The organism is Mesorhizobium qingshengii (assembly GCF_900103325.1).
GTDB lineage: Bacteria > Pseudomonadota > Alphaproteobacteria > Rhizobiales > Rhizobiaceae > Mesorhizobium > Mesorhizobium qingshengii.
In genome coordinates this window covers 1-7,611 of record NZ_FMXM01000057.1, presented here as the reverse complement: position 1 = coordinate 7,611, position 7,611 = coordinate 1, and the positions used below count along the sequence as shown (strand labels likewise).

Annotated in this window: 8 protein-coding genes and 1 pseudogene; 6 read left to right on the top strand and 3 right to left on the bottom strand. The window is 55.7% G+C overall.

Going from position 1 to position 7,611, the window contains the following annotated elements; all coding sequences use genetic code 11:
- Nucleotides 1–175: 175 nt before the first annotated feature.
- The gene (locus BLS48_RS33760; protein ID WP_051727029.1) at nucleotides 176–1,168 is read right to left on the bottom strand and encodes a LysR family transcriptional regulator; all 993 of its coding nucleotides are present in this window, start codon (nucleotides 1,166–1,168) and stop codon (nucleotides 176–178) included.
- A gap of 302 nt (nucleotides 1,169–1,470) precedes the next feature.
- Here BLS48_RS33760 and nodB point away from each other — a divergent pair, with 302 nt between their 5' ends.
- The 5 genes from nodB to BLS48_RS33735 all read left to right on the top strand — a co-directional run bounded on the left by nodB (nucleotide 1,471) and on the right by BLS48_RS33735 (nucleotide 6,412).
- Complete coding sequence (gene nodB / locus BLS48_RS33755; protein WP_084791865.1) at nucleotides 1,471–2,166, top strand: chitooligosaccharide deacetylase NodB; 696 nt, start codon at nucleotides 1,471–1,473, stop codon at nucleotides 2,164–2,166.
- A 13-nt stretch (nucleotides 2,167–2,179) separates the two neighbouring features.
- Nucleotides 2,180–3,529 carry a chitooligosaccharide synthase NodC gene (gene nodC / locus BLS48_RS33750; RefSeq protein WP_038655131.1) on the top strand — a complete coding sequence of 450 codons (1,350 nt, stop codon included), beginning with the start codon at nucleotides 2,180–2,182 and terminating at the stop codon, nucleotides 3,527–3,529.
- A 139-nt stretch (nucleotides 3,530–3,668) separates the two neighbouring features.
- Entirely contained in the window at nucleotides 3,669–4,583 is a 915-nt protein-coding gene (gene nodI, locus BLS48_RS33745; RefSeq protein ID WP_038655128.1) for a nodulation factor ABC transporter ATP-binding protein NodI, read from the top strand.
- 3 nt (nucleotides 4,584–4,586) lie between these two features.
- Entirely contained in the window at nucleotides 4,587–5,375 is a 789-nt protein-coding gene (locus BLS48_RS33740; protein WP_091586620.1) for an ABC transporter permease, read from the top strand.
- A gap of 290 nt (nucleotides 5,376–5,665) precedes the next feature.
- Nucleotides 5,666–6,412 (top strand): sulfotransferase, encoded by a 747-nt coding sequence (locus BLS48_RS33735; protein WP_038655122.1) that lies wholly within the window; start codon nucleotides 5,666–5,668, stop codon nucleotides 6,410–6,412.
- 81 nt (nucleotides 6,413–6,493) lie between these two features.
- Here the strand turns inward: BLS48_RS33735 and BLS48_RS33730 are convergent, their stop codons facing one another.
- Together BLS48_RS33730 and BLS48_RS36465 are read right to left on the bottom strand one after the other, a co-directional pair.
- Entirely contained in the window at nucleotides 6,494–7,039 is a 546-nt protein-coding gene (locus tag BLS48_RS33730) for an RNA polymerase factor sigma-54 (protein ID WP_244530008.1), read from the bottom strand.
- Between the two features lie 41 nt (nucleotides 7,040–7,080).
- The gene (locus BLS48_RS36465) at nucleotides 7,081–7,272 is read right to left on the bottom strand and encodes an RNA polymerase factor sigma-54 (RefSeq protein ID WP_084791863.1); all 192 of its coding nucleotides are present in this window, start codon (nucleotides 7,270–7,272) and stop codon (nucleotides 7,081–7,083) included.
- A 123-nt stretch (nucleotides 7,273–7,395) separates the two neighbouring features.
- Here BLS48_RS36465 and BLS48_RS33725 point away from each other — a divergent pair.
- Nucleotides 7,396–7,611 (top strand): annotated as a pseudogene (locus tag BLS48_RS33725) (IS256 family transposase); the annotation flags it as partial.

Sequence of the window (7,611 nt, the reverse complement as noted above, 5' to 3'; positions counted from 1 at the left end):
CCTCAAGCTTGAACTCGCGGCTGAATTTCCTTCTCTGCATTCCAACTCTCCAGTTCCGTTAAACACCTTATCTCGGTGTCCACGAAACCGGCAGCAGGCCATGGTTCTGAACTCCACTCCTCGGAGCTCAACGCGCAACTCGTGCCAAACAACTGGTCCCCTCGATCTGTCGGCCTCATTCCTGATCCAGACTATAAGAGGGGTCGATGGCAGTCAGAGTAAATTCAGGAGCGCCTGGACTCTCGTGTGCTTTCAGCGGGCTAGCCATCCGAGATGCCTCCTGCACCATTATCTCCCGCATCCAGATGCTTCCCGGATCGCTATTGTGGAGTGCCGGCCACTGGGCGGCTTCGGTGAAACCGGGAAGCGGCAGAGGAAGCTCGACGACCTGAAGGGGGAACATTTTTTCAAAATGCCTGACCAGTCGCAAGGGCATCGTCCCTATACGAGGTGTGCCTGACACCATGGGCGGGATCATGCTGAAGCCCTGCACAACAACTTCAACACGTCTTTGAAGGCCATGCTCAAGCAAGAACTGTTCCTCGATTGAGGGCTTCTGCAAACGTCCGAACCTTACGCACACGTGCCTCATCGAGAGATATCTCTCGAATGTAAGCTGCCGTGGCAGCTGCTTGTTCGTGGGACAGCCTACGCATACGAGCCTCTCGTAGAAAAGCGACACTCGCGGATGCGTGTTTGACATGAACACATCCGGAATAACCAAAAAGTCGACGTCACCGCGCCGGAGGAGCTCATCGGGGATGTCGTCGTGAGGCAGCAATTCGAAGGTAACGGCGGGGGCTTCCCGGGCAACACGCTCCACCACTTTTTCAAAAAACACGAGCGTAGCGAAATCGGAAATAATGATCCTAAAGCGGCGATCAGATCGAGCTGGGTTAAATGGATCTGATGAAATAATCGAGGACTGAATGTACAGGAGGGCATCGCGAACTGCAGGGCCAAGTGCTATCGCGCGTGATGTAAGAATACGTTCGCGACCACTCATGCTGAATAGTTCATCGCCGAAAAACTCGCGCAGCCGGGCAACAGCCGCACTCATGGCCGGCTGACTGAGGTTGATGCGGCGTGCCGCCGCTGACAGGTTGCGCTCCGCCAGCAGCGCGTCGAGCACGACGAGGAGGTTTAAATCAAGCCCCTTGAAACGCATGTCCGCCATCCACCGAGCGGCCATCCATCGAGTGGATACCTCTCATCGAAACAAAGAATTTTACCAGCTTTGCTGAACGTCGCATAGGGACCTTGCAAGGATGTAGGCCTGAAATGAAACTTGGTGTTTACGTTGGTGACGAGCAGCATTGCCGGTGACGCCTTACGGCGTCATCCGGATGTTTATAGCGGTTAAGCTTCTCCGGTAATCTACGTCAACCACAACGCGTCGGCTCGACGCGACAAGCTCCCTATCATTAGGCGCTTACCTCAAGAAAACACGAACAAATACGAGGTCTTTCCATGCGTTCTGATGTGCGGTGGACGTTGTGCAGGGGCAATGAGTCGCAACATGCTCAGCATGTAGAACTCTCGGGCTTTAAACAGGACATCTGTACACGGGTCGTCACCGAAGAGCGCAGTGTTTATCTGACATTTGACGACGGTCCGAACCCGATTTGGACACCGGAGGTCCTCGATTTGCTGGCGCAACATCGGGTACCGGCGACATTCTTCGTGATCGGTGCCGAGGCTGTAGACCAACCGGAACTTATCCGGCGAATGATTGCAGATGGGCACGAAGTAGCCAATCACACGATGACTCATCCGGATCTCTTCGAATGCGAACTGGGCGAAGTCGAATGTGAAATAGCTGGGGCGAGCAGAGCCATCCGGTTGGCGTGTCCAGAGGCCACGGTACGGCACTTTCGAGCCCCGTATGGGAGCTGGACCGAAGAAGTTCTCGCTACGTCGGCGAGTGCTGGATTGGCCGCCCTGCATTGGTCAGTTGATCCACGAGACTGGTCTCGACCCGGCGCCGATTCGATTGTCGATGCGGTACTCGCCGGCCTCCGACCGGGTGCAATTGTGCTCTTGCACGATGGGTGCGAGCGCAACCACACCGAGCCACGCGACCAGACAATTACGGCGCTGTCCCACCTGATTCCATCGTTGCATGACCGCGGATTCGTAGTCCGATCCCTTCCTCAACATCATTGAACAAAGAGATCTTATGGACCTGCTCGCCACAGTCAGTACTGTCGCCATTTCGTGTTATGCGCTGCTCTCTGCTGTTTATAAAGGCACGCAAGCCGTATACGCGCAGCCGTCTACAATTACGTCGATGTCAGACGACTTACTTGGATCAGACCTTTGGCCGAGTGTGGATGTAATTATCCCCTGCTACAACGAGAATCCGCGGACGCTCGCGGCGTGTCTAGCTTCCGTTGCGACTCAGGAATATGCTGGGGACCTGCATGTCTACGTGGTTGATGACGGTTCCGGAAATCGCGATACCCTCGTACCAGTTCATCATGCCTACGTCGACGACCCGAGGTTCACGTTCATTCAGCTCGGCAAGAATGTTGGCAAACGCAAGGCACAGATCGCCGCGATCCGCATCTCGTCCGGAGATTTCGTACTCAGCGTCGACTCCGACACGACACTTGAGCCCGAGGTCGTGACCAAGCTTACGGAAAGGATGCGCGATCCAGCGATCGGCGCGGCTATGGGCCAGTTGGTGGCATCCAACCGGACCGACTCTTGGTTGACCCGATTGATCGACATGGAGTACTGGCTTGCCTGCAATGAGGAGCGCGCGGCGCAGGCTCGTTTTGGTGCGGTCATGTGCTGTTGCGGCCCTTGTGCAATGTACCGTCGGTCTTCTCTTCTTTCGCTGCTAGATCAATACGAGACACAGCTGTTTCGGGGCAAGCCAAGCGACTTCGGCGAGGATCGCCATCTCACGATCCTGATGTTGAAAGCAGGTTTCCGAACCGAGTACGTTCCAGAGGCGGTCGCAGCAACAGTCGTTCCAGATTCGCTGCAGGCCTATCTGCGCCAACAGCTGCGCTGGGCACGGAGCACATTCCGCGACACCCTGCTTGCGCTGCGCCTGCTGCCAAGCCTGGATCGCTATCTCACGCTAGATGTGATTGGACAGAACCTCGGTCCATTGTTGCTCGCCATCGCTGTACTAGCCGGGCTTGCGGAACTCGTGCTGACAAATAACGCGCCTTGGCCAACAGCGACTATTATTGCCGGTATGACCGTAATTCGATGCGCGGTGATTGCCTTTCGTGCGCACCAACTTCGGTTTTTGGGCTTTGCTGTGCACACGTTCATCAACATATTCCTTCTACTTCCCCTCAAAGGGTATGCTTTGTGCACATTGAGCAATAGTGATTGGTTGTCGCGTAAAAGTGTTAGCGTGCCCCCCGAAGGCAAAAAGCCGATCATCATTGCGAATCCGATCGGGAGGCCAACAGTCAGTTCGGTGAGTGGGGAGTCACATCATACGACCGGTCGTTCGCGCGCCCCTTCCCGACTGGCTAGGTCTGACAGCGTTCACAGCGCCGACTAATCGAGTATGGTTGGCATTTGGGCGGGAGGCTTCAGGGCTGTCCTTTTTGTACACGGACCAGCTCAAAGCCGGCCAGTCTGATCCAGAATCGAAAGTAAGCTACCGGTTAGCCGTTTCTTCTCTAGCTTGAGATAGACAAATGTCAAATGTAGCCATCGGTCTTAAAGGCGTTACCAAGTCATTTGGAGATAAGCTCGTTGTTAACGACATGTCATTCGCGGTCGCGTCGGGAGAATGCTTTGGTCTGCTGGGTCCCAACGGTGCAGGCAAGAGCACGATTGCGCGCATGCTCCTTGGTATGACACGGCCTGACTCAGGCAACATTACAGTGCTCGGAGTGTCCGTGCCCGAACGAAGTCGATTGGCCCGCAAGAGCATCGGCGTTGTTCCGCAGTCTGACAATCTTGACCTTGAATTCACGGTGCGCGAGAACTTGTTGGTGTTCGGACGTTATTTCGGCATGAGCACTCGGGAGATCCAAGGTGTGATCCCATCTCTTCTTGAGTTTGCGCGCCTGGAGAGCAAGTCGGATGCACGTGTCGGCCAACTATCCGGCGGCATGAAGCGGCGACTAACGCTGGCACGTGCGCTGATTAATGACCCCCAGCTCCTTATAATGGACGAGCCGACCACCGGCCTCGACCCGCACGCCCGCCATCAAATCTGGGAGCGGCTCCGTTTTCTGTTGGCGAGCGGAAAGACTATCATTTTGACTACCCATTTTATGGAAGAGGCTGAGCGACTATGCGATCGGATATGTCTGCTCGAGCATGGATCCAAAATCGCCGAGGGCAGTCCTCCTGCTCTGATTGAGGAATATATTGGTTGTAACGTGATCGAGATCTTCGGCGGAAATCCACATGAGCTCATTTCACTGATCAAGCCGTGCGTTCAGCGCGTTGAGGTGAGCGGAGAGACACTGTTTTGCTATACACCCGCTCCGGAGCAGGTGCGTGTCCAGCTTCGCGGGCGCGCAGGTCTGCGTTTTCTGGAGCGTCCGCCTAGTCTTGAGGACGTTTTCTTGCGGCTAACGGGACGCGAGATGGAGAAATGAATAATGGGTGAAGGTTTTGCGGCTGCTCTACCCGCCAACGCGTGGAATTGGATCGCGGTGTGGCGCCGGAACTATCTGGCGTGGACGAAGGTCGCACTTGCGTCGCTTCTCGGCATGCTTGCCGATCCTATGATTTACCTTTTCGGGCTAGGCACTGGTCTTGGACTACTAGTAGGCCGCGTTGAAGGTGCCTCATACATTGCTTTTTTGGCAGCCGGCATGGTCGCGACAGGTGCGATGACCGCATCGACCTTCGAAACAATATACGCGGTTTTCGGTCGCATGCGGGATCATGGCACTTGGGAAGCAATGCTGCATTCACAACTTACCATAGGCGACATCGTTCTCGGTGAATTGGCATGGGCAGCCACCAAGGCCTTTCTCGCCGGTACGGCAATTACCGTCGTTGCTGCGACGCTCGGCTATGCCGGATGGGCGTCCGTCCCTTATGTGCTTCCGGTCGTCGCGCTCACCGGGTTCGCCTTTGCGAGCCTGGCGATGGTTGTCATCGCGCTCGCGCCTAGCTATCACTATTTTATATTCTATCAGACGCTTGTCATCACACCTATGCTGTTCTTGTCTGGCGCGGTCTTTCCAGTCAACCAGTTGCCAGGCACCTTTCAGCACTTAGCGGCCTTATCGCCACTGGCGAACTCTATAGACCTAATTCGTCCTGTGATGCTTGGCCACCTGGCAAACAATGTAGGGCTTCATATCGGCGCACTCTGTGTGTACGCAGTATTGCCGTTTTTCTTCTCGGCAGCGCTGTTTCGTCGACGCCTGATGCGTTGACCCAATTTGATCGACGCGAGGGGGCCCTAATGCCGCATCGCGAATCGGCCACGTTGGACGTGGAACCAACCATGATTGGCCTGGGGATTGTGCACGGCAAAGCAATATTAGAGCAGAGAAGTGACCCAATACATTGATGCAGCCACGTTCCGATCGTCGAGACCAAGAGCCCAAGGACCGGCCCGATCGCCATGAGCGCGGATCTAGCCGCGTCCAGGACATGGCAGCTCAGCCCTTGTGCCTGAGGCTCCTTTGACCATCGCGAGCACGACAAGCAGGAAACACGCGCAATGACTCACGACACGCCGACGCCTCGCCCTTTTGTTATCCTTGCCATGCCAAGGACTGGCACACATTATCTGGAGGAATTGCTGAACGAGCATCCGACCGTCTTGAGTAACGGTGAGTTACTCAATGAATACGATACGAATTGGCCTGGGAAGGATCGCCTGCTACGCCCTGATCGCGAGCTCCTCGAACATGCCTATGTGCGCTACCCTACGCGAGACCACAAGAACGTGACGCATATTGGATGCAAGATCAACGAACCGCAGTTTCGCGATCGTCCGGCTTTTTTTGCGGAAATGATCCGGTGGCCGGCACTCAAGGCCATCCTCGTAACTCGAAACGTATTGGAATCGCTACGATCTTTTTCACAGGCAAGGCAAAGCGGCCAGTGGCTGAAATACGGTTCAGACAAGGAACCCGCTTGGCCACCGCTCGTCAGATTGTCGATCTCTGACTGCGAGGCTTACTTCAAAGCGGCGGACGATTTTCACACTCTCGTCGAGCACTCATTCGCGTCGACCGATCTGCTCGTAGTCGAATATGAGCATCTTCTTAACCAACCCACAGCATGCTTGGAAAAGGTTTGGGATTTCCTGGGCGTTCCGCCGCTTGAGAGATTTGACCGGGCCGTCCTCCAGCGCCAAGAAACCCGAACGCTGGATCAAACGGTGCAGAATTTCAGTGAGTTGCGACTCCACTTCGCAGAAGGACCTTTCGCGCGATTCTTTGACGTCCGGGACTCGGACTAAGGTGTTCAGTCCCGATCTCAGGTGGACCGGATCGAGCCTGAAGCGATCTGGCTGTTTGTCCATGCCGTACAGATGGCTTCGTTAGGCCGGGAAGCGTCTTGAGGCGGCTTGCGAAGTTATTTGCGTCAAGGAAGGCACTTCTCGATATTTTGCAACGGTGCGGCGCGCAATATAGATGCCGATCTTCTTGAACTCCACGACAATGTCTTCGTCGGACAGCACGGCGTCGGGCGATTCCGCACGGACTATCGGCAGGATCCGTTGGCGGACAGCTTCCGCGGAGTGCGCGTTGCCGCCGTAGCAAAAGGCGATCGCGGTGGTGAAAAAATACTTCAGCTCGAACGCGCCATGCGGGCTTTGCATGTACTTGTTCGAGGTCACCCGGCTTACAGTCGACTCGTGCATGCCGATGGCGTTAGCGATAGTCTTGAGATCGAGAGGCCGCAGGTGGAAGACGCCGTGTTCGAAAAAGGCCTCCTGATGGCGGACGATTTCAGTTGCAACCTTAAGGATCGAATCGGCTCGACGATCGAGATTGCGGATGAGCCAGCTCGCTTTGGAAAGGCTTTCATTTATAAATGCCTCAGCTTGCAACGTCGGGGAGGAAAAAGCGTGAGATTTCGGCACAATAGGTTCGGTTGATCAGCACCTTGGGGAGTGACTCTGGACTAAGTTCGATCTCCCACCCACCCCGGGCTTGCGGATGACTCGGACGTCGGTTGGAGAGGATCAGGCCCTGCGTGGAATCGATTTCCAGGCTTGGAATCTAGCGCCCGGATTTCTTGCCACATCTCGCGAACCTCGTCTTCATCGACGCTGCAATGCTGCTTTAAGCCTTTAAAATCGCGAGCCGCAAGCATCTCAGGGTTGGCGAGCAGTACTTCGAGCTATGGCGGAAAATGGGTGATGACGGTTTGAGAAGGGCGGCGTATCGAGGCGGGTGATTGAAGCCTGCCAGAACCTCTCAAGGAGAGCGATACGCCATGAACGAGACTATCAACATTGTTCGCCTTCGTCAGCCCGACGAGATCGATGATCCCCTGACGGATGTGCTCCGCACCGGCGCGCGCAAATTGCTGGCGCAGGCGATCGAGATGGAGGCCGAAGCGTTTCTTGCCGAGATGCGGGATCTGAAGCTGCCGGACGGACGTGAGCGGCTGGTCCGGCACGGTCGCGGCCCGGAGCGGAGCATCCAGACG